The following is a 24,237-nucleotide window of genomic DNA, read 5'->3' on the forward strand; positions in this document are numbered from 1 at the left end:
CCGCTGCTTGAAGGTCCTGACCGGCCTCGAACCGGCGCGAAGCCGGCCTGACCGGCCTCGTGTCAGGCGAACGTAGCGTGATCCCGAGCGGTCACGGAGCGCGGATCACCCGGTCGGAGCAGCGAAAAGCACGAAATGAGAAGACGTTCGGCGGTTAACCCGGAGGACGATTGGGTATTCGCTCTTGCGATACGGCGGGTTCGGCGCCGAAGGAGTACCCCGATGCTCAGTCACCACGATCGCACCGAGCTCGAGAAGATCGAGCGGAACCTCGAGCTCAGTGATCCCGACCTGGCCACCGCGCTGCGCGACGGCAAGCGCCCGAAGTCGCGCGCGCTGCGCAGCGCCCTGCTGATCACCGTCGACGTCGTCGCCGTGACACTCCTGGCCCTGGGGCTGGTCCTGCCCGACCCCGGGGTCACGCTCTGCGGGATCCTCGCCCTGACCGGCACCGTCTGGACGCACGTGGCGCGGCACCGGATCTGACGTTCTGGGGCAGACTGGGCCCGTGAAGTGGGTCCTGCACGTCGACCTCGACCAGTTCATCGCCGCGGTCGAGATCGCCCGCCGGCCGGAGCTGCGCGGGAAGCCCGTGGTCGTCGGCGGCAACGGCGACCCCACCGAACGCGCCGTCGTCGCGACCGCGTCCTACGAAGCCCGCGAGTTCGGGATCCAGTCCGGCATGCCGCTGCGGATCGCCGCCAAGCGCTGCCCGGACGCCGTCTTCCTGCCCAGTGACCCGCCCGCCTACCTCGAGGTGTCCGAGCGCGTGATGACCGTGGTGCGGGAGTTCCCGGTCGTCGTGGAGGTGCTGGGCTGGGACGAGGCGTTCGTCGGGGCCGAGACCGACGACCCGGAGGCGCTGGCGGTCTCGATCAAGGAGGCCGTGGCCCGCGAGACCGGGTTGTCGTGCGCGGTCGGGATCGGCGACAACAAGCTGCGGGCCAAGCTCGCCACCGGGTTCGGCAAGCCCGGCGGGATCTTCCGGCTGACCCGGGCGAACTGGTGGGACGTGATGGCCGCGCGCCCCACCGAGGCACTGTGGGGCATCGGCGGCAAGACGGCGAAGAAGCTCGCCGAACTGGGCATCGCCACGGTCCTCGACCTGGCCGGCGCCGACCCGGCGGAGCTCGCTGCGCGGTTCGGCCCGAAGACCGGCCCCTGGCTGCGGCTGCTCGGCGGCGGCATCAGCGACGCGGAGGTCAGCGCAACGCCGTACGTGGCCCGCTCCCGCAGCCGCGAGACGACGTTCCAGCGCGACCTCACGGACCCGGCGGAGATGGCCGCCGAAGTGTCGGCACTGGCCAAGCGCGTCGGGCAGGACGTCCTCGACGAGGGCCGCCCGGCCGCGCGGGTCGCGGTGAAGGTGCGGTTCGTGCCGTTCCTGACCCACACGCACAGCATCACCCTGGCCGAGCCGACGTCGGACGCCGACGAGATCGACCGCGCGGCGCAGGAGGTGCTGCGGATGTTCGAGCTGACCCGCGCGGTGCGCCTGCTGGGCGTGCGGGCGGAGTTCCCGCGCGCGGACTCGTGAGTGGTAATCGGGGTTCTAACCCGAATTACCACTCACGACAGGGCTTCGGGCAGGGGGAGCGGGCGGTCCGGGTCCAGTTCCACGCCGACCGCCCGGAGCGTGTGGTCGAGCATCGCCCAGATCGTGCCGCTGAGCTGGGCGGTCAGCTGGTCGAGGGTGAGCGCGCCCGGGTGGTCGAGCCAGCGGGTCGTCGCCGACTCGACGTACCCGACCAGGCCGAACGCGATCGTGTCCGCCGGGGCCGGGTCGCGGCCGAACGCCGTCAGGTAGCCGGTGAACAGGCGGCTCAGGTGGCGGGCGATCGTGCCGCGGACGTCCGTCGGCCCCGGGGCCGCCCGCGCGAGGTAGCGGTGCAGGTGGACGTGCTCGGTCAGCCAGCGCAGGTGCGTCGCGATCACCGTCGAAATCATCTCGTTCGGCGAGCCCGAGGGGTGCCAGAGCGGCTCGAGCTCCGCCTTCACCAGCTCGGCCGCGCGCTGGGCGATGGCCCGCTGGAGGTCCGCCGCGTCGTCGAAGTGCTTGTACAGCCGCGTCCGGGCAACGCCGGCGCGCTCGGCGATCTGTTCGGTCGAGACGTCCGGACCGTGCTCCGCGATCGCCGCCAGGGCCGCGTCGACGAACTCCGCGCGCCGTCGTTCCTGCTGGCCCGCCCAACGCGTCGCCCGTCCGTCGACCTTGGTCACCCGGGAAGCCTACTCACGGCCGGTGAGCGGGTGTAGGCTGCCGAAGTAGCTAGTACAGTGTGTACCCCCTACTTACGGAGGTCGCCATGGGCGTCGAGGCCCAGGACCGGGACGTGACCGCGGCTCGCCTGCTCAAGAGCTCCGCGAAGAACTCCTACGACCCGTACGTGGACATCGACTGGACCGCGCCGCTCGCCGAGGACAAGGCGTACATGCCGCTGGAGCGCGTCTCCCTCTACGGCACGGACCTCTGGGCGAAGCTGACGCCGGAGCAGCGGATCGAGCTGTCCAAGCACGAGATCGCCAGCATCATGAGCGTCGGCCTGTGGTTCGAGATCGTCCTCATGCACCTGCTCGCCCGCTACGTCTTCGACCTCGACGCGCGCACCGAGCACGCGCAGTACGCCATGACCGAGATCGGCGACGAGACCCGGCATTCGGTGATGTTCGCCCGCACCGCCGACCGGCTCGGCGTGCCGCGCTACGGCGTCCCGAAGGTCGTGCACCGCGCCGCGAAGGTGTTCGGGGCGACCGCCGCCGGACCGTCGATGTTCGCCAGCGTGCTGGTCGCCGAGGAGACCACCGACCGGCTGCAGCGGTCGATGATGGACGACGACGGCATCCAGCCGCTGATCCGCTCGGTCAACCGCATCCACGTCGTCGAGGAGGCCCGGCACGTCCGGTTCGCCAAGGAGGAGGTGCTGCGGGAGACCCCGAAGCTGTCGAAGGCGGCGCTGCAGCGGCACCGGCTGCGGACCGCGCTCGTCGCGTTCGGCGTCATCGACAGCATGGTCGACCCGCGGATCTACCGCAGCGTCGGGATCGACCCGCGCGCAGGCCGGGCCGCGGCGCTCGCGAACCCGCACTTCCACGAAACCCGCCGCTGGATGGCCGAGAAGATCGTGCCCTTCCTGCGCGAGGCGGGGCTGATCGGCGGCCGGTCCGAGGGCATTTGGCGGCGCGCGCACCTGATCTGACCCGGCCGCGCGAAATTCCCTTCCCGGGAACGCCACGCCTGCGCCAGGATTCCTGGGTGACCGAGGGCTTCTCGCCGGACTTCCCGCTCGACCCCGCGCCCGGACCACCGCGGACGGTGGTGCCGCGGCCGCGACCGGTGCTCGCCCGCCCCGTGGTCGCCGGCCTCCTCGGCGTGCTCGTCGGCGCGTTCCTGGTCGGCGTGCCGTGGCTGGTGCTGAGCCTGCTCGGCGGGCCGAGCGGGCAAGCCCTGACCGCGCCGGCGAACCTCGGCGGGCTCAGCCGCGCCCAGGACGCGATCGCGAAGCTCGACGCGGTCAAGGGCAAGCCCCAGATCGACCGCATCGCCAAGACCGACCAGGAGACCGCGTCCCGGGTGTCGGCGGCCTACGCCGGCGCCGGCGCGGTGGTCCAGGACTACCAGGACGACGAGCTGCGGCGCGGGCTCCAGCTGATCGCCGTGCGCGCGCCTTCGCCGGAGCTGTTCGCGCCGTACGAGGACGTCCAGGCGCTCGGCGTCGCCAAGCCGGGCACCGAGCTCGTGCGCGTCGGCGCCGTGCAGTGCCTGGTGCACAACGACCCGGTCGCGCCCGGCTCGACCCCGGACCCGGACCGCTCGTTCGTGCTGAACTGCCAGCGCACCGGCCCCGGGCTGACCGTCACGGTGCGGAGCATGGGCACCGACGGCAACCGCGACCCCCAGGAGCTGGCCGGGATCGTCGAGCAGGCGTGGCGGGAGCTCGCGGCATGACCACCATCCGCGTCGCCCGGGCCGGCGACGAAGCCCTGCTCGCCAAGCTCGACGAGCTCACCTGGACCTCGCTGATGTCACCCGCTCCCCCACCGCCGCCCGGTACCCCGTTCTTCGACGAAGGCACCCGCCCCGAGGACGTCCTCGTCGCCGAACACGACGGCGCGGTCGCCGGCTACGTCCGGCTCGCCGAGGGGTTCGCCATTCCCGCCCACCGGCACGTGCGGGTGATCGGCGGGCTCGCCGTCGACCCTGACCGGCGCCGGCTCGGCATCGCGCGCCGGCTCGTCGACGCGGCCGTGGCCGAGGCGCGCCGACGCGGGGCACGCAAGGTGACGTTGCGCGTGCTGGGTCACAACACCGCCGCCCGCCGGGTCTACGAGGTTTGCGGATTCGTCGTGGAAGGCGTGCTGCGGGCCGAATTCCGCGTCGACGGCACCGACGTCGACGACGTTCTCATGGCGCGCTCGCTCGCTTGACAGCTTCCCGGCGGCTTTGCCATCCTGGTTGCGGGCCGAGAGGCGCTGCGACGGAACTCTTTCCGCCACGCTCGGCCCGGACCACGACTCCAAGGGCGCCTCCCGCGAGGGAGGTGCCTTTTGTCGTGGCACACCACCTCCCGAGCGTTCCGCAAACGAGCTCCGGAGTGCACCGAAGAATGAGTGACAAACTCACCCGCCGCAATGGTCTCGACTTCGCCGTCGCCGACCTGTCCCTGGCCGAGGCCGGCCGCACCCAGCTGAGGCTGGCCGAGCACGAGATGCCCGGCCTGATGGCGATCCGCCGCGAGTACGCCGCCACGCAGCCGCTGAAGGGCGCCCGGATCGCCGGGTCCCTGCACATGACCGTCCAGACCGCCGTGCTCATCGAGACGCTCGTCGCGCTCGGCGCCGAGGTGCGCTGGGTGTCGTGCAACATCTTCTCCACCCAGGACGAGGCCGCCGCCGCGGTCGTCGTCGGGCCGGAGGGCTCGGTAGAAGCCCCGGCGGGCACGCCGGTGTTCGCGTGGAAGGGCGAGACGCTCGAAGAGTACTGGTGGTGCACCGACCAGCTCTTCGCGTTCTCCGGCGGCCGGGCACCGAACATGATCCTCGACGACGGCGGGGACGCCACCCTGCTCGTCCACAAGGGAGTCGAGTTCGAGGCGGCGGGTGCTGTCCCGCAACCGTCCGAAGAGGACCCCGAGGAGTACCGGATCGTCCTCGGCACCCTGCGCGCGAGCCTGGCCGCCGACGGCGACCGCTTCACCCGCATGGCCAAGGAGATCCGCGGCGTCACCGAAGAGACGACCAACGGCGTCAAGCGGCTCTACAAGCTCGCCAAGGACGGCGAGCTGCTCTTCCCCGCGATGAACGTCAACGACTCCGTGACGAAGTCCAAGTTCGACAACAAGTACGGCATCCGGCACTCCCTTGTGGACGGCCTGAACCGCGCCACCGACGTGATGATCGGCGGCAAGCGCGTCCTCGTCTGCGGCTACGGCGACGTCGGCAAGGGCGCGGTCGAGGCGTTGCGCGGCCAGGGCGCCCGGGTCGCGGTCACCGAGATCGACCCGATCTGCGCACTGCAGGCGGCGATGGACGGGCTCGACGTCGTGGAGCTGGACGACGTCGTCGCGACGGCCGACATCTTCATCACCACCACCGGCAACTTCGGCATCATCTCGGCGGACCAGATGAGCCGGATGAAGCACAACGCGATCGTCGCCAACGTCGGGCACTTCGACAACGAGATCGACATGGCCGGGCTGGCGAAGCTGCCGGGCATCGTGAAGAAGGAGATCAAGCCGCAGGTGCACGAGTGGACGTTCCCGGACGGTCACGCGATCATCGTGCTGTCCGAGGGCCGCCTGATGAACCTCGGCAACGCGACCGGGCACCCGTCGTTCGTGATGTCGAACTCGTTCACCAACCAGGCCATCGCGCAGATCGAACTGTTCGCCAAGCCCGGCGAGTACGCCACCGACGTCCACCGGCTGCCGAAGCACCTCGACGAAAAGGTGGCCCGGCTGCATCTCGACGCTCTCGGGGTGAAACTCACCAAGCTCTCGAAGGCGCAGGCCGAGTACATCGGCGTCGACGTCGAAGGTCCGTACAAGCTCGATCACTATCGGTACTGACCCGAAGTTGCTCCATTTGCCGCAGTTTGGCAGCACCGGAAACTGGCCATCCTCCCGACGAGAGCGCATCCGCCCGGACGGCACGGAGCCGGGCCGGGTCTCGTGCGAAGGAGTGTGTCAAGTGATTGTCCTCGGTGTGATTCTTCTGGTCATCGGGTTCATCGTGGGTATCCCGGTGCTTTACACCATCGGCATCATCCTCGCGGTGGCCGGCGTGGCACTGGCCATCCTCGGCGGCACCGGCCGCCGGATCGGTGGGCGTGCGCACTGGTACTGATCGGATACTCGCGAACGGCCTGGCACGGCGTCAGCAGCAATGCTCGCCGCGCCAGGCCGTTCGGCCTTCTTTCACCGCGACGAAGGCGATGACGAGGGCCACGAGCGGATCGGCCCACCACCAGCCCCAGAGGGTGTTGAGCAGCAATCCCGCCAGCAGGACCGCGGAAAGGTAAGAGCAGAGCAAAGTCTGCCGCGAATCCGCGACCGCGCTGGCGGATCCCAGCTCCCGCCCCGTCCGTCGTTGCGCGGCGGACAGGGTGGGCATCACGACGAGCGAAACCGCCGCGAGGACCACCCCGGTGACCGAGCTTTCCGGTGCCGCCGCGGTGAAAAACGTCCGCGCGGACTCCGCCGTCACGTAGGCGGCGAGCGCGAAGAACGAAAGCGCGATCAGCCGCAGTGCCCGCCGTTCGCGGGCTTCCGGGTCGCGACCCGAGAACTGCCACGCGACCGCGACCGCCGAAGCGACTTCGACCACCGAATCCAGGCCGAACCCGACCAGCGCGCCGGACGAAGCCGCGGTGCCGGCCGCCAGCGCGACGGCGGCCTCGACGACGTTGTAGGCGATGGTCGCCGTCACGAGCAGCCGGACCCGGCGCACCAGCACGGCCCGGCGGTCCGGGGTCACGGTGACCGGCGTGCAGCAGCCGTCGGAGCACCCGTCCGGCTCGGCGCCCGTCACGCGGGCTCGCATTCTTCCCGTGGTTCCACCGCCAGCACGACCTGGACCAGCTCGCGCAGCGCGTGGCCCAGGTGCGCGTCGGCGATCTCGTACCGCACCTGACGGCCCTCGTAGCCGGCCACGACGAGCCCGCAGCCCCGCAGGCACGAAAGGTGGTTCGAGACGTTCGAGCGGCTCAGCCCGAGCTCGCCGGCGAGCCGCCCGGGATAGGCGGGGCCGTCGAGCAGGGCGGTCAGGATCCGGCAGCGGGTCGGGTCGGAGAGGGCGCGCCCGATCCGGGCCAGCGCCGACTCCCGCGTCTCACAGGTCACCACGCGATGAACTGTACATCGATGACTGACGTATCCACACGGGACACCCCGGAAATTAAAGGGTCCTCCGGCTCCGAGGGGGAGGGAGAGCCGAAGGACCCCGTTAGTGTTAGCACATCGCCAAGCCCGTGTACACAGCTGCATACACGATCGTGTTACGTCCTTGACGTCTTTCTCACGCCGTGAAGGCCTCCCCGGCCGGCGCGCAGCCGGGCGGGAAGGCCTTCACGGATCCTGGCGGGAGGCTCAGGAAGCTTGGCGCAGCAACGGTTTTCCCGGCGCGGTGGCACAACCGCACCCGCTGCCGAGAGCCTGGCAGTCGACGATCAGCCCGTGCCGGACGCGGTCACCGTCCCCGCAGGACAGGTCGGTGCATTCGGCGAACCCGCCTTCGGGGTGCACCACGAGGGTGCCGTGGCAGTGATCGATCCCCGCGTCACAAGAAGCGCACTCCATGACCGGCCCGCCTTTCCGCGTTCGTGCCCGGTGTGCTCGCACTCCTTGGTACCACCGGGAGGACGCGGACGTGGGAGAAGGGCGGCGGCGTGTCGGCATGACCACCCGGACGGGGATCAAGCCGGCTTCGGCGCCCGCTTCCGCGCCGCCGGCTTCTTCTTCGCGGCAGCCGGCTCCTCGTCCTCACCGGACTCCTCCGAAGTGGACCTCGCCCCGCGGGACTTCTTCGCCGCGTCCACACTGGCCTGCAGGGCCGCCATCAGGTCGACCACGTCGGCCTTCGCGGTGACCGCCGCCGGCTTGGTCGTCTCCTCCCCCGCCACCTTGGCCTCGATCATCTCCTCGAGGGCCTCGCGGTAGTGGTCGTGGTACTTCTCCGGCTCGAACACCGGCTCGGCCAGCGACTCGATCAGCGACCCGGCCATGGTCAGCTCCTGCGGCCGGATCTGCGGCGGGTCGTCGCGCAGGAAGGGGAAGTCGGGCTCGCGGACCTCGTCCGGCCACAGCATCGTCGTCATCACCATGACGTCGGCGTGCACCCGCAGCACCGCCATGCTCTCCCGCTGCCGGACGGCGACCTTGGCGATGGCCACCTGACTCGACTTGTGCAGCGCGTCCCGCAGCACGATGTAGGGCTTCACCGCGTTCTTCTGCGGCTCCAGGTAGTACGTGCGGTCGTACTGGATCGGGTCGATCGACTCCAGCGGCACGAACTCCAGCACGTCGATCGTGCGCTGCGACGACAGCGGCAGCTCGGCCATCTCGGCGTCGGTGATCACGACCATCTCGCCGTCGGGCAGCTCGTAGCCCTTGGCGATCTCGGCGTACGGGACCTCTTGGCCGTCGATCGTGCAGAACCGCTTGTACTGGATGCGGCCGCCGTCGGCCTCGTGCACCTGACGGAGCGAGACGTTCTTGTTCTCGGTGGCCGCGTACATCTGGATCGGGATGGACACCAGCCCGAAGGACACCGAGCCCTTCCACATCGCCCGCATGCCACGCACCTCCGAAGTCGCCTTCACGCTACGTAGTTACCGTAGCCCGAATCGTCCCCCGGCGACAGTGTGCCGCACTGGCGATCTAGACCTCTGCCAGGTACTTCTCCCAAAGTGCCGGATCCATGAACCAGTGCTGGAAGTCCGTCGGATCGGTGAACCCGTTCGCGAACCGCCGCGCGACGGCGGGGTTCTGCCCGGCGACGCCGAGGATCTGGAGCACGTGCGGGGGCGGCGGGAGGAGCAGCGCGTTCGTCCATTCGGTGACGTGCCGGGCGTACTCCCAGTAGCGCTCGAACGTGGCGCTCATCCACGCCGCGTCGTACGGCCGGTCACCGTGCTCGACGATCGCGTCCAGGTAGGTCGCCGCGCAGTGGCTGGCGTTGTTCGAGCCCTGCCCGGTGATCGGGTCGTTCGCCACGACGACGTCGGCCATGCCCAGCACGATCGCCCCGCCCGGCAAAGTGCCGACCGGGTTGCGGACCACCGGCGTGTAGCCCCCGGCCAGGGTCGCCTTGGCGTCGGTCAGCTCGGCGTCGCGGCTGCGCTCGTACTCCCACGGCACGAACCGCTTCATCAGGTCGAGGATCCGCGCGAAGTGCTCGGCCGGGCCCGGGCGGTCGTCGAAGCAGTCCAGCGGCCCGCCGGGAACGCCTTCGAAGAAGAGGATGTCGCAGTTCCCGCTCAGCGTGTAGGCGGGGATCATGAACAGCTCGCCGACGCCGGGGACGATGTTGAACCGCACGGCCATCTTGTCCGGGTGCTCCGGCCGCGGGCGCACGCCGTGGGCGTAGGCCAGCGACAGCGCGCGCATCGGTTTCGTGTACGGCGACCGCTCGGGCACGCGGTCGAACAGCTGCACCAGCTCGCCCTTGCCGGCCGAGATGATCACCAGGTCGTACAGCCGGGCCAGTGCGTCCAGTTCGGACGTCATCACGCCGTGGATGACCAGCTTGCCGCCGCGGTCCTCGAACAGCTCCAGCCAGCCGGCCATCTTCACCCGCTGGTCGACCGACTGCGCGATGTGGTCGAGTTCGGCGAACCAGTCCAGCGCGCGGCCGCCGTCCGGTGCGGCCACGGACACGCCGAGGCCTTCGACGTTCACGGTGTCGGCTTCCCACTGGTTGATGCCGAGGTCCCGCTCGTGCTGCAGCGCGTCGTGGAACATGCACTGCGTCGACATCACGCGCCCGTTCCGGATCTCCTCCGGTGTCCGCGCGGACATCACCGTGACGTCGTAGTCCTTCGCCAGCAGCCCGAGGGCCAGCTGCAGCCCGGACTGCCCGGCGCCCACGATCAGGACCTTGCGCATGAAGCTCTTCTCTCCTCGTTCAGGCGTGCGGGGCGCTGCCGGCGAGCTCGCGGCCCGCCGGGCCGGAGAGCACCGCCAGCGACAGCGTGTGGCTGACCAGCTCGGTCAGGGTGGCGATCGTCGAGGCGCGGTCGCGGGCGTCGCAGGTGACCAGCGGGACGCTCGGGTCGAGCGCGAGCGCGTCGCGCACCTCGTCGAGGTCGTGCACCGGCTTGCCCTCGAACTGGTTGACCGCCACCACGAACGGCAGCTCCGAGTCGTTCTCGAAGTAGTTGATCGCCGCGAACGACTCGTCGATCCGGCTGGTGTCGACCAGCACGACCGCACCGAGCGCGCCGCGGCTCAGGTCGTCCCAGAGGAACCAGAACCGCGCCTGCCCGGGCGTGCCGAACAGGTACAGCAGCAGGTCCGGGCGCAGCGTGATGCGGCCGAAGTCCATCGCGACGGTGGTGGTCGACTTGCCGCCGGGCGGGATCTCGTCGACGCCTTCGCCGGCCTCGGTCATCCACGCCTCGTTGCTCATCGGCGGGACCTCGGAGACCGCCCCGACGAACGTGGTCTTGCCGACACCGAAGCCCCCGGCGACGACGATCTTCGCGGAGATCGTCAGCAGATCGCCCTCAGGCGGGGAGCCGCTTGAGCCCATCAAGGATCCTCTCGAGCACGTTGGTGTCGTGGTGGTAGGCGTGCGCGGTGGGGTGGACGAACACCGCGCCCTGGGACGCGAGGTCGCCGATCAGCACCCGCACCACGCCCAGCGGCAGGTCCAGCCCGACCGACAGCTCGGCGATCGAGCACCGCGACCGGGCGCGTTCGTAGAGCGAGCGCGACTCGGGCATGAGCGTGCCGCTCAGCGCCGGGTCGTACTGCGGGACCGAGACCAGCGTCTCCACCAGCAGCTGGTGGCGGGTGCTGGTGCGGCCGCCGGTGAGCGCGTACGCGCGGATCCGGCGGCTTCGCCGCGGCAAGGCGGTGTCCTTCTCGGACACTGAGATCACATCCTTGTCGGCCACGGCCATCACGCCCGGGGCCGGCGCGCGGTGAGCACCTGGCGCAGTTCGGCGCGCACCTCGGGGGTGAGCGCGTGGCCGGCGTTGGTGATGAACTGGGTCATCTCGTAGGCGACCACCTTCATGTCCGCCTCGCCCGAGGTCAGCACCGCGAGCCCGGCACCGGAGCCGATGCCCATGAACAGGAAGTAGCCGTGGGTGAGGCGGATGATGATCTGCTCGCACGCGCCCTTCCCGAACAGCGCCGCGCTGTTGCCGGCCAGGGACAGCAGGCCGCTGGCGATCGCCGCGAGCTGCTCGGCCTCGGCTTCACCGACCGAGTCGGACGCGGTGAGGGGGAAGCCGTCCACGCTCATGATCAGCGCGTGGCTGACGCCGTGGACCTTGCGCACGAAGTCGTCGAGCAGCCAGGCGAAGTTCGCCGGGGCCGGGTGGGGGGCGCTCACGAGGCGGTTCCTCCGGGCGTCTCGTCCTGCTGGGAGCGGTTCTCGGCGAGCGCGGCCCGCTCGCCGTCGGCGAACGCGCCCAGGTCGGCGAGCAGCTGGTCGTGACCGGAACCGGGCGACGCCGGGGCCGGTGGTGGCGGGGGTGGTTCGGGCGCGGCGCCGCGGATGCTGCCGGGCACCCGGCGCGGCAGGCCGTTGGCGGTGGTCCCGCCGGTCTGCTCGACCGGCCGCGGGCGGGGGGTGGGCTTGCGCGGGATCGCGGTGACCGGCTCCTCCCGCGGGAAGGTGCCCGGCCGGCGCCGCGGGGGTCCGCCCACGGCGGCCGGCTCGCCGTCCGGTGCCTTGACCGGTTCGACCGTGACGGTCCGGGTGCCGGACCACGCGTTCTCGGCGAGCTCGGTGACGATGCCGGTGGGCAGCAGCACGGTGGCGACCGTGCCGTGCGGGCTGCGCCGGTCCAGGCGCACGGTGACGTCGTGGCGGGCGGCGAGCCGGGAGACCACCGCGAGCCCCATGTGGCGCGCGGCGGCGTCGTCGAGCTCACCGCCGGCGGCCAGCCGCGCGTTGAGGCCGTCGATGCGGTCGGCCGGGATGCCGATGCCCTCGTCCTCGATCCGGACGAGCACGCTGCCCTGCTCGGTCAGGTGCGCGCTGACGTTCACCGGCGAGCTCGGCGAGGACTGGTTGGCGGCGTTGTCGAACAGCTCCGCCAGCACCCGGCCCAGGTCTTCGGCCGCGAAGCCGACGACGCCGAGGTTCACGGTCCGGCCGATGGTGATCCGGGCGTAGTGGTCGATCGAGGACATCGCCGCGCGCATGACGTCGAGCACCGAGGTCGCGCGGGCGGCGTCGTCGGTGGTCTCCTGGCCGGCCAGGACGCGCAGGTTCTCGGCGTTGCGCCGCAGCCGCGTCGCGAGGTGGTCGAGCTGGTAGAGCTCGGCGAGGCGGTGGTGGTCCTCCTCCCCCGCCTCCAGTTCTTCGAGCCGGGCGAGGAGCTGGTCGAGGAGGTTGAGGTCGCGCAGGGCGACGCTGGCGCAGATCTCGGCCAGCACGGCGTCGTCCGTCGTCGCCTCCGGCACGGTCACCGGCGGCGTCAGCGCCGCGAGCGCCGGGCCCGCCGCGGGCGTGTACCCGGGGTGCTTCGGCGGCGCGGTGAGGAACTGGGCGGCGGCGACCCGCGAGCGGTCCAGCAGGACGCGTGATCGATCCAGGAGTTCCCGGGCCCGGCTGGCCATGTGGTCCACTTCTTCCTTGCTCAGTTCGGACGCGGTGCGACGTGCCGACCCCCGGCGGCGACGACCGACATGCAAGCAGAAAGCCTCGTGACGTGTCCACAACGCGTCCCCGCGCGACTGCGCCGCGTGAGCGAGGATCGGGGGTGTCGCTCCTGGTGAGCGCAGTGCGCTAGTCCATTCGGCTCATTTTTGCAATTTGCGCCTCGCAACAGAGCGCACACGGGTGCCGATACCGCAGGCCGGACGGACGCGCACGACGGATCCATTTGCTGTCCGGTTCGCCCTAATTTTGCGCGCCACGCAATTTTTTGCGGGCCACGCAAGTTTTTCGCTACACTCCGTTCATGCCGCCGGACGAACCACCGAAGCTGACGCTGCGGGAACGCAAGAAGCGCGAGGCCCGCCGGGCGCTCGCGCAGGCCGCGCTGCGGCTCTCGCTGGACCGCGGGCTGGAGAACGTGCGGGTCGAGGACATCGCCACCGAGGTCGGTGTCTCCCCCCGCACATTCAACAACTACTTCTCCAGCAAGGAGCAGGCGGTCTGCTCGATGGTCGTCGACCGCCACGAGGGGATGCGCGAAGCCCTGCTCGCCCGGCCCGAGGGCGAGCCGCTCTGGGAGTCCGTCAAGCAGGCGGTGATCCACCAATATTCGCGTGAGGGCGAGCCGGATCGCGCGTATGTTGCGCGTATCCGGGAGCTGATGGGCCAGCTCATGCTGCGCGGCGAGTTCCTCAACGCCCACGCGGCGGTCGAACGCGTCCTCGCCGAGACCATCGCGAAGCGGGCGGGCGGGGCGGACCACCTGCTGTGCCGGCTGATGGCCGCCACGGTGGAAAGCGCTGTCCGCGTCGCCTTCGTCAACTGGTTCATGAGCGAGGGCGAGCCGTTCCTCCCGACCCTGGAACGGCTGCTGGACGAGCTGGCGACGGGGATGCCCACCCTGACCGGCGGCACCGCGCCGCGACCCGGACCGAACACCACCACCACATCACTGGGGGAACCGTTGTGCTAGTCAAGCTCCTGCGCAGTCACCTGCGCCCGTACCAGGCCACGTTGTGGCTGATCGTGGCGCTGCAGCTCGTGCAGACGATCGCCATGCTCTACCTGCCGACGCTGAACGCCGACATCGTCGACAACGGTCTGATCAAGGGGGACATCGGCTACATCATGCGCATCGGCGCCGTGATGCTCGCCGTCACGCTCGCCCAGATCGCCGGCTCGATCGGCGCGGTGTACTACGGCGCCCGCACGGCGATGGCGGTCGGCCGCGACATCCGCGCCGGCGTCTTCCACCGGGTGCAGGACTTCTCCGCCCGCGAGGTCGGCCAGTTCGGCACGCCGTCGCTGATCACCCGCACCACCAACGACGTCCAGCAGATCCAGATGCTGGTCGTGATGACGCTGACGCTGATGGTGTCGGCGCCGATCATGTGCGTCGGCGGGATCATCCTGGCGCTGAACCTCGACGTGCCGCTCTCCTCGCTGCTGCTGGTGATCGTGCCGGTGCTGGCGATCGCGGTCGGCACGATCATCACCAAGATGCGCCCGGCGTTCCGCCTGATGCAGGAGCGGATCGACAAGATCAACCAGGTGCTGCGCGAACAGATCATGGGCATCCGCGTCATCCGCGCGTTCGTCCGCGACAAGCACGAACGCGAGCGCTTCGACGTCGCGAACGACCAGCTGCTCACGGTGTCGCTGCGCGTCGGCCGGCTGATGGCGCTGATGTTCCCGATCGTCATGCTCGTGATGAACGCCTCCAGCGTCGCCGTGCTGTGGTTCGGCGGCCAGCGCATCGACTCCGGCAGCATGCAGATCGGGGCACTGACGGCGTTCCTGTCCTACCTGCTGCAGATCCTGATGTCGGTCATGATGGCCACGTTCATGTTCATGATGGTGCCGCGCGCGGAGGTCAGCGCCGAGCGGATCAGCGAAGTGCTCGACACCGAGACGAGCGTCCGGCTGCCGGCGTCGCCGGTCACGCCCGGCGCGCTGCACGGCCACCTGGAGCTGTCCGGGGTCGAGTTCCGCTACCCCGGCGCGGAAAAGCCGGTGCTGCAGGACATCTCGCTGATCGGGCGGCCGGGCGAGACGACCGCGGTGATCGGGTCGACGGGCACCGGCAAGACCACGCTGCTGAACCTGATCCCGCGGCTGATGGACGCCACGCAGGGCACGGTGAAGGTCGACGGCATCGACGTGCGTGACCTGGACCAGGCGGTACTGGCCCGCGCGGTCGGGCTGGTGCCGCAGAAGCCGTACCTGTTCGCCGGCACGGTGGCGAGCAACCTGCGCTACGGCAACCCGGACGCCACCGACGAAGAGCTGTGGCACGCGCTGGAAGTCGCGCAGGGCAAGGACTTCGTCGCGGCGATGCCCGAAGGCCTGGACGCGCCGATCGCCCAGGGCGGCACGAACGTCTCGGGCGGTCAGCGGCAGCGCATCGCGATCGCCCGGATGCTGGTGCACAAACCGGAGATCTACCTGTTCGACGACTCGTTCTCGGCGTTGGACTACGCGACCGACGCGGCTCTGCGCCGCGCGCTGGTTTCGGAGACCGCCGACGCGACGGTGATCATCGTCGCGCAGCGCGTCAGCACCATCCGGAACGCCGACCGCATCATCGTCCTCGACGAGGGCCGCGTCGTCGGGACCGGCACCCACCACGAACTCTTCGACGGCAACGAAACCTACCGGGAGATCGTGCTGTCCCAGCTGACCGAACAGGAGGCGGCGTGAGCACCACGGAAGAATCCGCCAAACCCGCCGTCACCGAAGCCGGGGAACGGCCGACCGCCGAGCGGCACAAGAACACCGGAGCCGCGACGGCCGGGCCCGGTCGGTGGATGGCCGGCGGCGCACCACCGGAGAAAGCCCTCGACTTCAAGGGTTCCCTCAAGCGGCTGCTCCGGATGCTGGCCCCGCAACGGCTCCAGCTGATCGGGGTGCTCGTCCTCGGTGCCGCGAGCGTCGCGCTGACCGTGATCGGGCCGAAGATCCTCGGGCAGGCCACCGACGCGATCCTGGCCGGCGTCCTCGGCAGGCAGGTGCCGCCGGGCGTCACCAAGGAGCAGATCGTCGCCGGGCTGCGTGCCCGCGGCGACGGCACGCTCGCCGACATCTACGGGCGCGTGGACCTCGTGCCCGGCGTGGGCATCGACTTCGACAAGGTCGGGCAGATCCTGCTGACCGTGCTGGCGCTGTTCGTGATCGCGTCGTTCTTCGGGCTCGTCCAGGCCCGGCTGACGACGACCCTGGTGCAGAACGCCGTCTACCGGCTGCGCCAGGACGTCGAGGAGAAGTTCGCGCGGCTGCCGCTGAAGTACTTCGACCGCCAGCCGCGCGGCGAGGTCCTTTCCCGCGTCACCAACGACATCGACAACCTGGCGATGTCGCTGCAGCAGACGCTGTCGCAGATCGTCTCGTCGCTGCTGACGGTGATCGGCGTGCTGATCATGATGTTCCTGATCTCGCCGCTGCTGGCGGTGATCGCGCTGATCACGGTGCCGCTCTCGGCCGTCGTGGCGGCGAAGATCGGCAAGCGGGCCCAGCCGAACTTCATCAAGCAGTGGGCGACGACCGGGAAGCTCAACGCGCACGTCGAGGAGATGTACACCGGGCACTCGCTGGTCAAGGTGTTCGGCCGGCGCGAGGAGTCCGCGGCGATCTTCGACAAGCAGAACGAAACGCTGTACGAGGCGAGCTTCCGGGCGCAGTTCATCTCCGGGATGATCCAGCCGGCGATGATGTTCATCGGCAACCTGAGCTACGTGCTGGTGGCGGTGATCGGCGCGCTGCGCGTCGCGTCGGGCAGCCTGACGCTCGGCGAGGTCCAGGCTTTCATCCAGTACTCCCGCCAGTTCAGCCAGCCGGTGACGCAGATCGCCAGCATGGCGAACCTGCTGCAGTCCGGCGTCGCCTCGGCCGAGCGGGTGTTCGCGCTCCTCGACGCCGAGGAGCAGGCACCGGAGCCGGAGCACCCGGAGCGGCCTTCGCCGGTGCACGGGCGCGTCGAGTTCCAGGACGTCTCGTTCCGCTACCTGCCGGACAAGCCGCTGATCGACGACCTGTCGCTCACCGTCGAACCCGGTCAGACGGTGGCGATCGTCGGCCCGACCGGCGCGGGCAAGACCACGCTGGTCAACCTGCTCATGCGGTTCTACGAGCTCGACAGCGGGCGGATCACGCTCGACGGCGTCGACATCGCGAAGATGAACCGCGAGGAACTGCGCGACCAGACCGGCATGGTGCTGCAGGACGCGTGGCTGTTCGGCGGCACGATCGCGGAGAACATCGCCTACGGCGCCGACAACCCGACCCGCGACGAGATCGTCGAAGCGGCGACGGCGACGTACGTCGACCGGTTCGTGCGCACCCTGCCGGACGGCTACGAGACGATCCTCGACGACGAGGGCGGCACGGTCAGCGCGGGCGAGAAGCAGCTGATCACGGTGGCGCGGGCGTTCCTGGCGAAGCCGGTCATCCTCATCCTCGACGAGGCGACCAGTTCGGTCGACACCCGCACCGAGGTGCTGATCCAGCGGGCGATGAACTCGCTGCGCAGCGGGCGGACCAGCTTCGTCATCGCCCACCGGCTCTCGACTATCCGCGACGCGGACGTGATCCTGGTGATGGAGCACGGCCGGATCGTGGAGCAGGGCGACCACGAGACGCTCCTGCACAGCGGCGGCGCCTACTCGCGGCTGTACGCGGCCCAGTTCGCCGAAGCCATGGCGGAAACCGACTGACGCAGGGTTCGCGAAGGCCCTCTCGCCCACCGGCGAGGGGGCCTTCGTCGTCGTGGCCGAACAGGTGAACCGCGCGCGCAGAGCTCAACCGCCGGCGAGGCCGGGCGTTCCGGAGGTGGCGGAGCGATCGGGCTCCACGACAGAGGGGACGACGGATGCGAAACCTTGCCCGGATCGGAACAGCGCTGGGAGCCGTGGCCGTGCTGGCCACGGCGACGGCGGGAGTGGCCTCGGCGGCACCGTCCGGCTTCACGGTCGACGTCCACCACAGCTCCGGGGCACTGGCCACCGCGCTCAGCGGAAGCCTGAGCTGGTCCACGTCGTCGAAGACGGTCACCATCGGCGGCACGAGCCTGTTCGTCAAAGCCGGCGAGTGCATCACGGTGACGGCCACCGGCTACCAGGGGTCGACCAAGGTGACCGACCCCTACGCGTTCCCCGGCTCGAACCAGAAGGCCTGCGCGGACCAAGGCGTCGACGTCACCGGGTCGATCGGAACCCACGGCCTGACCGCGAAGGTGCCGGGCGGAGTGGAGCACGTGGTCATCCGCCTGACGGACTACGACCACCAGATCGGCCACTACGCGAACTGCTACCGCACCGCCTCGGTCTGCCAGTACGGCTGACCGTCACCCGGTACCCTGGACGCTCCCGAGCGGAAGGGGTACCGGGCCCGGCGATGGCGGACAAACTCACCGAGTACCGCGGCAAACGCGGCAAGGACCGTACTCCCGAGCCGTGGCCGGACGGGCCGCCGGAGCCCGGGGACAACGACCTCTTCGTCATCCAGGAGCACCACGCCTCCCGGCTGCACTGGGACTTCCGGCTGGAACGCGACGGCGTGCTCGTGTCGTGGGCCGTTCCGCGGGGCCTGCCACTCACGCCCGGGGTGAACCGGCTCGCGGTGCACACCGAGGACCACCCCATGGAGTACCTCACGTTCGAGGGCGAGATCCCGGCGGGCGAGTACGGCGGTGGCCGGATGACCGTGTGGGACACCGGGAAGTACGAAACCCTGCACTGGAACGACCACAAGGTCGAGGTCGTCTTCCACGGCGAGCGGGCGCGCGGCAAGTACCTCTTCCTCAACCGGCACAACGCCGACGACGACCGCGACTGGATGCTGCGGCGCCTCGATCCGGCCGAGCCGGGGCACGAGGACGCGCCGGAGTTCCTCGAGCCGATGACCGCGGTCCCGGGCGAGCTCCCGGCGGACGACGACGAGTGGGCGTACGAGTTCGCGTGGGGCGGCCTGCGCACGATGCTGCTGGTCTCCGGCGGCCGCGTCACCGCGCACGACGGCTCCGGCGCCGACGTCACCGGCCGCTACCCGGACCTGCACAAGCTGGGCGAAGAGCTGGGATCGACGGAAGTCCTGCTGGACGGCGAAGTGGTCGTGGTGAAGGACGGCAAGCCCTCCCCCGAAGGCCTCGAAGAACGCCGCCGGGCCGGCGATGCCGCGGCGAAGCGCCTCAAGACGTACTGCCCGGTCTTCTACTTCGCCAGCGACGTCCTCCACCTCGACGGCAAGCCGACGCTGGCGCTGCCGTACACCGAACGCCGTGAGCTGCTGGAAGGCCTGCCGGTGGCCGATCGTCACTGGCAGGTCCCCCGCTACTTCCTCGGCGGTGGCGAGGCCGTGCTCGGCGCCAGCCGCCAGCACGGCCTGCCGGGCGTGGTCGCCAAGCGGGCGGACGGCGAGTACCGCCCCGGCTCCGGCGGCTGGCTGTTCGTCGGCAACTGACGCCTGGGCTCGTCTTCCCGGCCGTGGGGGTCAGTCACCGCGGACGAGCACGACCACGCCGGCCACGACGACCACCGCGCCGGCGACGGCGTTGCCGACGAGCGCGGCCGTCGACGGCTGCGTCCCGGCGGCCTGCCGCAGCAGCCACGGGGAAAGCGCCGCCCACGCGCCGAGCACCGGGACGACCCAGCCGAGGAACCGCACGCGCCGGGTCGCGGTGCGGGCGATCGCCAGCGCGATCAGGACCACGCCGACGACGGTGTTGCTGAACGCGAGCACGCCCGCCCCGCCGAACCCGGTGACCCAGGGGGCGAGCACGAGGTACAGACCGGCGAGCAGGACGAGGCCCGCGGCCGCGCCGAGCACGGCGGTCCGCTGCCCACCGGCCGGAGTGCTGTGCGAAGTCATCTCCTCACCTCCTGCCGGAGGGGTACCCGGTGGTAGCGGCCGGTAACCGGGGCCTGCCCGCAGCCCTCGAGACGGGCAGGCCCCGTACCGGGCCTCAGCAGCCGCAGGTGTAGTAGGTGATGTCCCAGTGGTTGCCCTCGTCGCAGTACAGGTTGCCCGAGCCGGCCTTCCACTGCGGGTAGCCGTCGCCCCGGAGGCCGATGTAGCTGAAGGTGTTCTTGATGTAGCTGTCGATGCAGCTGTTGTGCGAGATGTCGACCTTGTAGCCGTTGTAGTGGCTGTAGGTCCCCGACGCGTGGCCCACCTCGGTCCCGCCGGTGATGTTGATCGCGCAGCCGCTGGCCCGCTTCAACGTGATCACGCCGGTGACCGTGGTCTGGTTGATCTGCTCGTAGGACGTGCAGGTCGAGTTGGACCGCGTGGTGCAGCCCCCGCTCGACGAGTGCGTGACCCCGGCGGCGGACAGCTGTGACGCGGCGGCCGACTGGCTGAGCTTCGTGACCTCGACACTCGCCGACGCCGTGCCGATGGTCGCGAAGGCCACCGTCGCGGCCGAAGCGGTCAGTCCCACTGCCACGCGCGCGAGCATCCGTTGTCCCGGCATGCCTTGCTCCTTCTCCTGCGAAGATCCGAACGGCGGCAGCCAAATCGGGACGGCCATAACTTCGCCAAACGGCGCGGCCGCCGGATGCGGTGGCGCCGCCTCAGGTCCTGATCTTCGTCAAGACTTCACGAGTCCGGTCCCGGGCGGGGGATTCACTGGTGACGGCGTCGAGCTCCCGCAGCGCGCGCAGCTCCCACAGCGGGAACCCGAGCTCCTCGAACAGGCCGGCCGACGCCCGCAGCAGCCGCGCGGCCTCCGGCCCGGAGCCCTCGTCCGCGTGGGTCCGGCCGAGGCTGAGCAGGGTGTACCCGGCGCCGCGGCGGTCGCGCAGCTCCCGGAACACCGCCATCGCGACGCGCAGGTGCCACCGCGCGCCCGCCGGGTCCCCCGCGCGGCGGCGGAGCTCGGCGAGGCAGCGGTGGGTGTAGGCGGCGGCGTGCCGGTGCCCGATCTGCTCGAACAGCGTCAGCGAGCGCGTCAGGCAGTGTTCGCCGTCGGACAGCTCGCCCGCCTCGGTGTGCAGGTCGCCGAGGCTGCGCAGGACGTGCGCCTCCCAGTGCCGCTCGCGGGTGCGGACGGCGCCGCCGAGCGCGCCGGTGAGCAGGTCGGCCGCCTGGTCGGAGCCGCCGTGGCGGCGCAGCACGTCGGCGTAGCGCTTGGCGGCCTGGTCGTGCCCGCGGCCGTCGTCGCACTCCCGGGCGAGGAGCATGCTCACCTCGAAGCTCTCGACGGCGCGCCGCACGTCCCCGACGTCCTCGGCCAGCGAACCCAGCTGCGCCGCCGCGGCCGCCTGCCCGTGGCGGTCGCCGCACTCGCGCAGCAAGTCGAGGGCCTCCAGCAGCGCGGCTTCGGCGGCCTGCGCGTCACCGCTGTCGAGGTCGATGTCGGCGAGCGCAGTCAGGACCGCGCCGGTGCCCTGCGGGTCGTCCAGCTGCCGGAAGCGGTTCTCGGCCATGACGAAGTAGTTCCGCGCCTGCCGTCCGCGGCCGTGCTGCAGGTGCACCGAGCCGAGGTTGTACAGCTTTTCGGCTTCCGCGTGCGGGTCCTGGCGGCGGCGGGCCGCGGCCAGGCCGAGCATCGACACGGCGTGGGCGGCGTGGCCGAGCCACGGCGTGCCCGCCAGTGCCGTGCACGCGTCGGCGAGGCGTCCGGTGAGGTCGTGCCAGCCGTGCGCATCGGCCAGCTGGGCGGCCGCGGCGAGGTGGGCGGTCTCTTCGGCCGCCCAGGCCGCCGGGTCGGCCGAAACCTGCCGCAGCGCAGCGGGATCCGGCTTCGGCGAGCCGGCCGGCGGGCGGCCCCTGGCGTGCTCGGCGAGGGCGAGGGTGACCTCGCACGCGCGGCGCAGCGCGACCGCGTCCGTCTCCGGCGGCGGGCCTTCGGTCAGCACGAGCCGGGCGAACGGGGCCACCGCCCAGCGCGTCCCGGCCGGCTCCAGCAGGTGGGCGCCGGCCAGGGCGTCGAGCCGGTCGCGGGCCTCGTCGAGGGGGCGGTCCAGCAGCGCCGCCGCGCACCAGTCCGGGACCGGGCCGGCGAAGGCGGCGAGCAGGCGCAGGAGGTACCGGTCGGGTGCGGGCCGTTCGCGCAGTGCCGACGTCACGGTGGTCCGGACGCCGAGGTCGCCCGTGGTCAGCTCGTCGAGCCGGCGGCGGTCGTCGGCGAGCCGGGCGGCGAGCTCGGCGACGCGCTGGTTCGGCCGCGCGGCGAGCTTCGCCCCGGCGATCCGGACGGCGAGCGCGAGCCCGGCGCAGTGGCCGAGAATCCGGTGCGCGGCTTCGGGTTCCGCGCTCAGCCGGGCCTCCCCCGCGATCGCCGCGAGCAGCGCCCAGGCGTCCTCTGTGGACAGTCCGGTGACCGGGACCGGGCGCGCGCCGCACAGGCCGGGCAGCTCCCGGCGCACGGTGACCAGCGTCGCGCACCCGGGCCCGCTCGGCAGCAGCGCCCGCACCTGGGCCTCGTTCGTGGCGTCCTCCAGCAGCACCAGCAGCCGCCGGTCCGCGGTGTAGCTGCGCCAGAGCCCGGTCAGGCCGCCGCGGTCGGCCAGCTCCGCCGGTGTCGCCCCGAGCAGGCGGAGGAAACCGGCCAGCACGGTCGCCGGGTCGGCGGGGGCACCGTCCGGGCCGCGCAGCGAAGCGGTCAGCTGGCCGTCGGGGAACCGGCGGCGCACCCGCCAGGCCGCCTGGACGGCCAGCGCGGACTTCCCGGCCCCGGCGGCGCCGTGCAGCACGACCGGGCCCGGGCCGCGCAGGGCCCGGCCGACGTCGGCGAGCTCGGCCGCGCGGCCGGTGAAGTCGGGCACCGCGGGCGGGAGCTGGGCGGGCGGCCCGGGTGTCGTCCAGTCGGTGCCGGCGATCCGGCGGTACACCGCGACGAGGTCGTCGCCCGGCCAGACGCCCGCCTCCTCCCAGAGCGCCCGCCGCGTCCGGCGGAGCACCTCGAGGGCCGACTCGCGGTGGCCGACGGCGCCGAGCGCGGACGCGAGCCGGGCGGCGAACCGCTCGTCGGCGGGCCGGGCCGCGACGACCGGGTCGAGCCGTTCGACGACGGACCGGCCGTCGCCGTCCGCGAGTTCCAGCTCGACCAGCTGCAGCAACGCGGCGGAGCGCCGGTCCTCCAGCCACAGCTTGTGCGCCTCGAGCAGCGGCCCGCCCGCGACGTCGGCGAACGCGTCGCCCCGCCAGCACGCCAAGGCCCGTTCGAGCGCGCGCCGACGCTGCGCCCGGTCGTCGGCGCCCGAGGACAGCAGCGTCAGGAAGTCGTCCGCGTCCAGCTCCCCCGGCTCGACGGCCAGCGCGTAGCCCCGCGGTCCCGAGCGCAGGCGCTGCCCGGCCTCCGCGGCCCCGAGCCCCGGCGAGAGCGTCTTGCGCAGCTTCGACACCGTGACCTGCACGATCGCCGCGGCGCTGGAGGGCGCGCCGTCCGGCCACAGCTCGTCGACCAGGGTGTCGCGGCCGACGAACTGGCCGGCGCGCGCGAGCAGGACGGCGAGCAGCCGCCTTGGCTGGGCCGCCGACGGCAGCACTACGGAGGCCGTCATCGGGCCGAGGACCTGGAACCGCACGGCTACACCTCATCCGCGAGATCACCTGATCGAGCGGGCTGAATGTAGCCGTCCGATGCCTGGCATTTCGCTCGATCACCCGGATGGCCGACGACATTGGTTCAGGTGTGCGCGAGCAACTTGCCCAGTAGCTCCGGGTTGTCGGCCAGCCCGGCCCGCAGCGTGTGCTCGCGCAGCGGCTTGAGGTCGCCGTACGGCTGGTTCGCCCAGTCCAGGCCGCCCTGTGGCGGCTCCGGGTCGTACTCGATGGCGAACTGGACGTTCGTCGCGATCTGCCGCCCGGCCAGCCGTTCGACCAGGTGCAGCGCCAGGTCGATCCCGGCCGAGACGCCTGCCGCCGTGATCACCCGGCCGTCTTCGACCCACCGGTCGGCGACCGGCGTCGCGCCCAGGCCGGTCAGCAGGTCCCGGAACATCCAGTGCGTCGTCGCCCGCTTGCCTTCGAGGAGCCCGGCCGCGCCGAGGATCAGGGCGCCGGTGCAGACCGACGTCACCAGTTCGGCGCCCGCGGCCGCGGTGCCCAGCCAGGCGAGGAGGCGCTCGTCCGCCATGGCGCGCAGCGTCGGCACGGTGCCGCCGGGCACCAGCACCGCGTAGGGCGACGGCACCTCGTCGAACGTGTGGCTCGGCGCGACGCTCAGCGGCGTGTCGGTGCCGACCGTGTCCTTCGTGGCGCCCACGACGACGGTCCGGTAGCCCGGGTCCAGCTGGGCCAGGGCGCTCAGCACCTGGAGCGGGCCCACCAGGTCCAGCGGCGTCAGCCCCGGGTAGACGACGAAGGCGAGGGTCTTCTGCTCAGCGGTCATGGCCCTCACCCTGGCCGGGAGTCTCGGCGCGGAAGGCGCCGATGTCCGAAATCCTGCGAACCGCGTCCGAAGGCCGG

The 24,237-nt window shown here is 71.3% G+C and carries 26 protein-coding genes and 1 riboswitch; of the genes, 12 read left to right on the forward strand and 14 right to left on the reverse strand.

Annotated elements, in window-relative coordinates; genetic code table 11:
- The first annotated feature begins 222 nt into the window (after nt 1–222).
- Both QRX60_RS40515 and QRX60_RS40520 read left to right on the forward strand, forming a co-directional pair.
- Entirely contained in the window at nt 223–486 is a 264-nt protein-coding gene (locus tag QRX60_RS40515) for a DUF3040 domain-containing protein (RefSeq protein ID WP_285996756.1), read from the forward strand.
- A 22-nt stretch (nt 487–508) separates the two neighbouring features.
- Nucleotides 509–1,537, forward strand: a complete 1,029-nt coding sequence (locus QRX60_RS40520) for a DNA polymerase IV (protein WP_285996757.1) — start codon at nt 509–511, stop codon at nt 1,535–1,537.
- 32 nt (nt 1,538–1,569) lie between these two features.
- Here QRX60_RS40520 and QRX60_RS40525 read toward each other — a convergent pair whose 3' ends face one another.
- On the reverse strand, nt 1,570–2,220 hold the full coding sequence (locus tag QRX60_RS40525; protein WP_285996758.1) for a TetR/AcrR family transcriptional regulator: 651 nt from the start codon (nt 2,218–2,220) through the stop codon (nt 1,570–1,572).
- A gap of 86 nt (nt 2,221–2,306) precedes the next feature.
- Here QRX60_RS40525 and QRX60_RS40530 point away from each other — a divergent pair, with 86 nt between their 5' ends.
- The 5 genes from QRX60_RS40530 to QRX60_RS40550 all read left to right on the forward strand — a co-directional run bounded on the left by QRX60_RS40530 (nt 2,307) and on the right by QRX60_RS40550 (nt 6,342).
- A complete protein-coding gene (locus tag QRX60_RS40530) occupies nt 2,307–3,197 on the forward strand; it encodes an AurF N-oxygenase family protein (RefSeq protein ID WP_285996759.1) in 891 nt (296 codons plus the stop codon).
- A 56-nt stretch (nt 3,198–3,253) separates the two neighbouring features.
- Nucleotides 3,254–3,946, forward strand: coding sequence for a hypothetical protein (locus QRX60_RS40535; RefSeq protein WP_285996760.1), 693 nt, complete (start codon nt 3,254–3,256; stop codon nt 3,944–3,946).
- A complete protein-coding gene (locus tag QRX60_RS40540) occupies nt 3,943–4,425 on the forward strand; it encodes a GNAT family N-acetyltransferase (protein WP_285996761.1) in 483 nt (160 codons plus the stop codon). The genes QRX60_RS40535 and QRX60_RS40540 overlap by 4 nt, the downstream gene beginning before the upstream one ends.
- A 31-nt stretch (nt 4,426–4,456) precedes the next feature.
- Nucleotides 4,457–4,533, forward strand: a riboswitch (S-adenosyl-L-homocysteine riboswitch).
- Nucleotides 4,534–4,604: 71 nt separating this feature from the next.
- Entirely contained in the window at nt 4,605–6,065 is a 1,461-nt protein-coding gene (gene ahcY / locus QRX60_RS40545) for an adenosylhomocysteinase (RefSeq protein ID WP_285996762.1), read from the forward strand.
- 121 nt (nt 6,066–6,186) lie between these two features.
- Nucleotides 6,187–6,342 carry a hypothetical protein gene (locus QRX60_RS40550; RefSeq protein WP_285996763.1) on the forward strand — a complete coding sequence of 52 codons (156 nt, stop codon included), beginning with the start codon at nt 6,187–6,189 and terminating at the stop codon, nt 6,340–6,342.
- A 30-nt stretch (nt 6,343–6,372) separates the two neighbouring features.
- On the opposite strand, the gene QRX60_RS40555 is transcribed toward QRX60_RS40550, so the two are convergent.
- The 9 genes from QRX60_RS40555 to QRX60_RS40595 form a co-directional block, all read right to left on the reverse strand.
- The gene (locus tag QRX60_RS40555) at nt 6,373–7,038 is read right to left on the reverse strand and encodes a cation transporter (protein WP_408630173.1); all 666 of its coding nucleotides are present in this window, start codon (nt 7,036–7,038) and stop codon (nt 6,373–6,375) included.
- A complete protein-coding gene (cmtR, locus tag QRX60_RS40560) occupies nt 7,023–7,340 on the reverse strand; it encodes a Cd(II)/Pb(II)-sensing metalloregulatory transcriptional regulator CmtR (protein ID WP_285996764.1) in 318 nt (105 codons plus the stop codon). The genes QRX60_RS40555 and cmtR overlap by 16 nt, the downstream gene beginning before the upstream one ends.
- Nucleotides 7,341–7,583: 243 nt before the next feature.
- Nucleotides 7,584–7,793, reverse strand: a complete 210-nt coding sequence (locus QRX60_RS40565) for a hypothetical protein (protein WP_285996765.1) — start codon at nt 7,791–7,793, stop codon at nt 7,584–7,586.
- A gap of 116 nt (nt 7,794–7,909) precedes the next feature.
- Nucleotides 7,910–8,788 carry a non-homologous end joining protein Ku gene (gene ku / locus QRX60_RS40570; RefSeq protein WP_285996766.1) on the reverse strand — a complete coding sequence of 293 codons (879 nt, stop codon included), beginning with the start codon at nt 8,786–8,788 and terminating at the stop codon, nt 7,910–7,912.
- Nucleotides 8,789–8,873: 85 nt separating this feature from the next.
- Nucleotides 8,874–10,100: a styrene monooxygenase/indole monooxygenase family protein gene (locus QRX60_RS40575; protein ID WP_285996767.1), complete on the reverse strand. Its 1,227-nt coding sequence runs from the start codon at nt 10,098–10,100 to the stop codon at nt 8,874–8,876.
- 19 nt (nt 10,101–10,119) lie between these two features.
- The gene (locus QRX60_RS40580; protein ID WP_285996768.1) at nt 10,120–10,746 is read right to left on the reverse strand and encodes a GTP-binding protein; all 627 of its coding nucleotides are present in this window, start codon (nt 10,744–10,746) and stop codon (nt 10,120–10,122) included.
- Complete coding sequence (locus QRX60_RS40585; protein ID WP_285996769.1) at nt 10,721–11,119, reverse strand: DUF742 domain-containing protein; 399 nt, start codon at nt 11,117–11,119, stop codon at nt 10,721–10,723. Before QRX60_RS40585 ends, QRX60_RS40580 begins: the two co-directional genes overlap by 26 nt.
- Nucleotides 11,119–11,556 (reverse strand): roadblock/LC7 domain-containing protein, encoded by a 438-nt coding sequence (locus tag QRX60_RS40590; RefSeq protein ID WP_285996770.1) that lies wholly within the window; start codon nt 11,554–11,556, stop codon nt 11,119–11,121. Before QRX60_RS40590 ends, QRX60_RS40585 begins: the two co-directional genes overlap by 1 nt.
- On the reverse strand, nt 11,553–12,791 hold the full coding sequence (locus QRX60_RS40595) for a sensor histidine kinase (RefSeq protein WP_285996771.1): 1,239 nt from the start codon (nt 12,789–12,791) through the stop codon (nt 11,553–11,555). Before QRX60_RS40595 ends, QRX60_RS40590 begins: the two co-directional genes overlap by 4 nt.
- Before the next feature lie 344 nt (nt 12,792–13,135).
- On the opposite strand from QRX60_RS40595, the gene QRX60_RS40600 reads away from it, so the two are divergent.
- The 5 genes from QRX60_RS40600 (at nt 13,136) to QRX60_RS40620 (ending at nt 19,284) form a co-directional block, all read left to right on the forward strand.
- The gene (locus QRX60_RS40600; protein ID WP_285996772.1) at nt 13,136–13,804 is read left to right on the forward strand and encodes a TetR/AcrR family transcriptional regulator; all 669 of its coding nucleotides are present in this window, start codon (nt 13,136–13,138) and stop codon (nt 13,802–13,804) included.
- Nucleotides 13,798–15,531, forward strand: coding sequence for an ABC transporter ATP-binding protein (locus tag QRX60_RS40605; protein ID WP_285996773.1), 1,734 nt, complete (start codon nt 13,798–13,800; stop codon nt 15,529–15,531). Before QRX60_RS40600 ends, QRX60_RS40605 begins: the two co-directional genes overlap by 7 nt.
- Nucleotides 15,532–15,638: 107 nt before the next feature.
- Nucleotides 15,639–17,540 carry an ABC transporter ATP-binding protein gene (locus tag QRX60_RS40610; RefSeq protein ID WP_286003802.1) on the forward strand — a complete coding sequence of 634 codons (1,902 nt, stop codon included), beginning with the start codon at nt 15,639–15,641 and terminating at the stop codon, nt 17,538–17,540.
- Nucleotides 17,541–17,695: 155 nt separating this feature from the next.
- A complete protein-coding gene (locus QRX60_RS40615; protein ID WP_285996774.1) occupies nt 17,696–18,166 on the forward strand; it encodes a hypothetical protein in 471 nt (156 codons plus the stop codon).
- A gap of 53 nt (nt 18,167–18,219) precedes the next feature.
- The gene (locus tag QRX60_RS40620) at nt 18,220–19,284 is read left to right on the forward strand and encodes a DNA polymerase ligase N-terminal domain-containing protein (protein ID WP_285996775.1); all 1,065 of its coding nucleotides are present in this window, start codon (nt 18,220–18,222) and stop codon (nt 19,282–19,284) included.
- Nucleotides 19,285–19,314: 30 nt separating this feature from the next.
- On the opposite strand, the gene QRX60_RS40625 is transcribed toward QRX60_RS40620, so the two are convergent.
- From QRX60_RS40625 to QRX60_RS40640, 4 genes are all read right to left on the reverse strand, one after another.
- Nucleotides 19,315–19,692, reverse strand: coding sequence for an SPW repeat protein (locus QRX60_RS40625; protein ID WP_285996776.1), 378 nt, complete (start codon nt 19,690–19,692; stop codon nt 19,315–19,317).
- 94 nt (nt 19,693–19,786) lie between these two features.
- Nucleotides 19,787–20,296: a hypothetical protein gene (locus tag QRX60_RS40630; RefSeq protein ID WP_285996777.1), complete on the reverse strand. Its 510-nt coding sequence runs from the start codon at nt 20,294–20,296 to the stop codon at nt 19,787–19,789.
- Between the two features lie 100 nt (nt 20,297–20,396).
- Nucleotides 20,397–23,354: an AfsR/SARP family transcriptional regulator gene (locus QRX60_RS40635; RefSeq protein WP_285996778.1), complete on the reverse strand. Its 2,958-nt coding sequence runs from the start codon at nt 23,352–23,354 to the stop codon at nt 20,397–20,399.
- A 101-nt stretch (nt 23,355–23,455) separates the two neighbouring features.
- The gene (locus QRX60_RS40640; RefSeq protein WP_285996779.1) at nt 23,456–24,160 is read right to left on the reverse strand and encodes a DJ-1/PfpI family protein; all 705 of its coding nucleotides are present in this window, start codon (nt 24,158–24,160) and stop codon (nt 23,456–23,458) included.
- Nucleotides 24,161–24,237 lie beyond the last annotated feature (77 nt).

This window comes from Amycolatopsis mongoliensis (genome assembly GCF_030285665.1).
Taxonomy (GTDB): Bacteria; Actinomycetota; Actinomycetes; order Mycobacteriales; family Pseudonocardiaceae; genus Amycolatopsis; species Amycolatopsis mongoliensis.

Excerpts from the sequence above, each read along its gene's own strand:
- QRX60_RS40610 (WP_286003802.1), top strand. The coding sequence starts at position 15,639 with ATGGCCGGCGGCGCACCACCGGAGAAAGCCCTCGACTTCAAGGGTTCC.
- QRX60_RS40615 (WP_285996774.1), top strand. The coding sequence starts at position 17,696 with ATGCGAAACCTTGCCCGGATCGGAACAGCGCTGGGAGCCGTGGCCGTG.
- QRX60_RS40575 (WP_285996767.1), bottom strand. The coding sequence starts at position 10,100 with ATGCGCAAGGTCCTGATCGTGGGCGCCGGGCAGTCCGGGCTGCAGCTG.
- QRX60_RS40555 (WP_408630173.1), bottom strand. The coding sequence starts at position 7,038 with ATGCGAGCCCGCGTGACGGGCGCCGAGCCGGACGGGTGCTCCGACGGC.
- QRX60_RS40620 (WP_285996775.1), top strand. The coding sequence starts at position 18,220 with ATGGCGGACAAACTCACCGAGTACCGCGGCAAACGCGGCAAGGACCGT.
- QRX60_RS40600 (WP_285996772.1), top strand. The coding sequence starts at position 13,136 with ATGCCGCCGGACGAACCACCGAAGCTGACGCTGCGGGAACGCAAGAAG.
- ku (WP_285996766.1), bottom strand. The coding sequence starts at position 8,788 with ATGCGGGCGATGTGGAAGGGCTCGGTGTCCTTCGGGCTGGTGTCCATC.
- QRX60_RS40625 (WP_285996776.1), bottom strand. The coding sequence starts at position 19,692 with ATGACTTCGCACAGCACTCCGGCCGGTGGGCAGCGGACCGCCGTGCTC.
- ahcY (WP_285996762.1), top strand. The coding sequence starts at position 4,605 with ATGAGTGACAAACTCACCCGCCGCAATGGTCTCGACTTCGCCGTCGCC.
- QRX60_RS40595 (WP_285996771.1), bottom strand. The coding sequence starts at position 12,791 with ATGGCCAGCCGGGCCCGGGAACTCCTGGATCGATCACGCGTCCTGCTG.
- QRX60_RS40565 (WP_285996765.1), bottom strand. The coding sequence starts at position 7,793 with ATGGAGTGCGCTTCTTGTGACGCGGGGATCGATCACTGCCACGGCACC.
- QRX60_RS40630 (WP_285996777.1), bottom strand. The coding sequence starts at position 20,296 with ATGCCGGGACAACGGATGCTCGCGCGCGTGGCAGTGGGACTGACCGCT.
- QRX60_RS40580 (WP_285996768.1), bottom strand. The coding sequence starts at position 10,746 with ATGGGCTCAAGCGGCTCCCCGCCTGAGGGCGATCTGCTGACGATCTCC.
- QRX60_RS40530 (WP_285996759.1), top strand. The coding sequence starts at position 2,307 with ATGGGCGTCGAGGCCCAGGACCGGGACGTGACCGCGGCTCGCCTGCTC.
- QRX60_RS40515 (WP_285996756.1), top strand. The coding sequence starts at position 223 with ATGCTCAGTCACCACGATCGCACCGAGCTCGAGAAGATCGAGCGGAAC.
- QRX60_RS40640 (WP_285996779.1), bottom strand. The coding sequence starts at position 24,160 with ATGACCGCTGAGCAGAAGACCCTCGCCTTCGTCGTCTACCCGGGGCTG.
- QRX60_RS40585 (WP_285996769.1), bottom strand. The coding sequence starts at position 11,119 with ATGGCCGTGGCCGACAAGGATGTGATCTCAGTGTCCGAGAAGGACACC.
- QRX60_RS40540 (WP_285996761.1), top strand. The coding sequence starts at position 3,943 with ATGACCACCATCCGCGTCGCCCGGGCCGGCGACGAAGCCCTGCTCGCC.